At 61.0% G+C, this 2198-nt stretch carries 1 protein-coding gene; it reads right to left on the bottom strand.

Features of this window, described 5'->3' with window-relative positions; translation table 11 throughout:
* Window positions 1–149: 149 nt before the first annotated feature.
* Window positions 150–1955, bottom strand: a complete 1806-nt coding sequence (locus T424_RS0118645) for a tetratricopeptide repeat protein (protein ID WP_027489058.1) — start codon at window positions 1953–1955, stop codon at window positions 150–152.
* Window positions 1956–2198 lie beyond the last annotated feature (243 nt).

Genomic DNA, 2198 nt, shown 5'->3' with positions numbered 1-2198 from the left:
CCTTAAATCGGAATCGATTTAAGGTGAAAATTATGCAGCAGATTTAAAGTGTTACAGCGTCCTTTGTGCGTTTGATAAAACGCACGGCGCTGTAATTGGAGCGGTTCTTTTTTCCACGAGAAGGAGAACCGCTCCAGCCGGTACCGGCCTCAGACCTCCATGCCCGCCTTGCGGCGCAGAAGCCCTTCGAAAGCCTGCTTGATGCGGCGCACATGCGGGTTTTTATATTCGAAACCGAAATTGCGCTCATGCACCAGCATGGAGGCGTTCACCTCGAACACCACGACGCGGCCCTGCCTATCCAACCCGCAATCGATGCCGAAATAATCGAGCCCGATGCGGCGGCGGATCTCATCCAGCGCCGCCATGGCGTCGGCGCTGAAATAGCGGCCCGGATTGTTCAGGAAATCCAGCTCCTCGTCGCGCATCCACGCCTCGTCCTTCATGCGCGTAGCGGCATGATGCACCTTCCAGCCATCACCGATAGCAAGGTGATAGGGCAGGATCTCCTCTCCGACGAACACCCAGCGATATTTCCGGAAAAAGCCATCGGCGGAGGCGTAATCCACATAATCGGTCAGGTAGAGGCTGGCATCGGCGGCTTCTTCGGCAAATGCCTTTACGGCATCGGCTGTATCCAGCAGCTCCATCCGGTCGCCGCCATGGGTTCCGGCATGGCGCAGGATCACCGGCAGCGCAAGGCTTTCTGCGGCCTCTTTCAGCTCTGCCGCCTCGATGCGCCGTGTCATCGGCATCACGGCATGGGAAACATCCTGCAAGCGCCGGGCGATGGAAGCGCGGTCCGTTCCGAATATCCTGGCCGGATGATTGATGATCGGCCTGCCGAAGCTTTCCGCCAGAACCTCCACCGACGCCAGCACATCGCTGGAGAGATCGAGATCGGACACGAGGTTGACGACGACATCGGCATCCTCGCCAATCCCGGCGGTGTCGTAACGGGCTTCCGGCAGGGCAATCAGCAGGTCGGCATCGAAATTGGCGCCTTCCACCAGATCTTCATAGGGCGTGTTTCCGGCAAAGGGCGCAAACAGCATCAGCGCCTTCACGCTTGCTTCCCCGGAAATCGCCCGATAATGCCGCGCCGGCCCCTGCGAAGCCGCCTTGAGGAAACAGGCCCGCGCCGCCTGCCTGTCGCCATGGTCGCGCTCCAGATTGCCGGTCAGCAACAGCGCATCGATATTGTCCGGCCGCTTTGCAAGCGCTTGCCGGGCAAGCGCCAGCGCTTGCGGCCCATGCCCCTGCTTTTCCAGTGCCTGCGCCTTGTTGCAAAGACAATAGAAATCGCCTGCGGAAAGCGAAAGGCCCTGGTCATAGGCCTCGATGGCCTGATCGAGACGACCCAGTTTTTGCATGATGTCGCCAAACAGCGTCCAGCAGGCGGCATCATCCGGCGCCAACTGCAAGGCGCGCGCCGAAAGCTGCACCGCTTCGTTGAACCGGCCCGCCGCTTCGTAAAGATGCCCCTTCTTGAGCAAGGCGAGATGGTAATCGGGATTTAGCCGCAGCGCCTGCTCAAGGCTCATCTCGGCCAGCGCCGCCTGCCCACGATCGGCAAGCAGGGCGCCGCGATGATACCATGAACTTGCGTCTTCGGGGTTCAGCGTCACCGCCTTTTCAAACATTGGCAGGGCAGCGGTGGTCGCTCCCGTGCCGATCATCGCCATGCCAAGCCCGGCAAAGGCTGCGGCATAATCCGGCTTCAGCGCCAGCGCGGCGCGAAACCACGGCTCGGCCTCGCCAGGACGCTCGGCTTGCAGCAGAAGATAGCCAAGACTGTTTGCCGCCACCGGATGCTGGCGGGCAAGCTCAGGCTCCCCCGTCAACAGGGCAAGCGCCCCTTGGGCGTCCTGCGCCTCGATCAGATCAGCCAGACGGGCGAGAAAATCCGGCAGGGAAAGGCAGGCTTCGGCAACAGGCAAGGGCGCAGGATGCATGGGGAATCTTTTCGCAAAAGAATGGTTATCGCCAACAACTAGGAAGCCCTGCTGGTGTGAGGCTGACCACCACGCCAGCCCCGCACATCCCGCAAACGCCTTCCCCGCCAGCAAGGCCAAAACCCGAAAACCGGTTCCCACCGTACAGGACGCTACGGTTTTGCGTGTGGCTTACCCCCCTCTGTCCTGCCGGACATCTCCCCCTCAAGGGGGGAGATCGGCAAGATCAAGGCCCTGCCTGAA

This window comes from Allorhizobium undicola ORS 992 = ATCC 700741 (assembly GCF_000621665.1).
GTDB classification, from domain to species: domain Bacteria; phylum Pseudomonadota; class Alphaproteobacteria; order Rhizobiales; family Rhizobiaceae; genus Allorhizobium; species Allorhizobium undicola.
The sequence above is the reverse complement of the archived record's forward strand: the minus strand, read 5'-3'. Positions and strand labels throughout refer to the sequence as shown.

Bases quoted from the DNA above. Each gene is read 5' to 3' on its own strand.
- T424_RS0118645 (WP_027489058.1), bottom strand. From the start codon at position 1,955: ATGCATCCTGCGCCCTTGCCTGTTGCCGAAGCCTGCCTTTCCCTGCCG.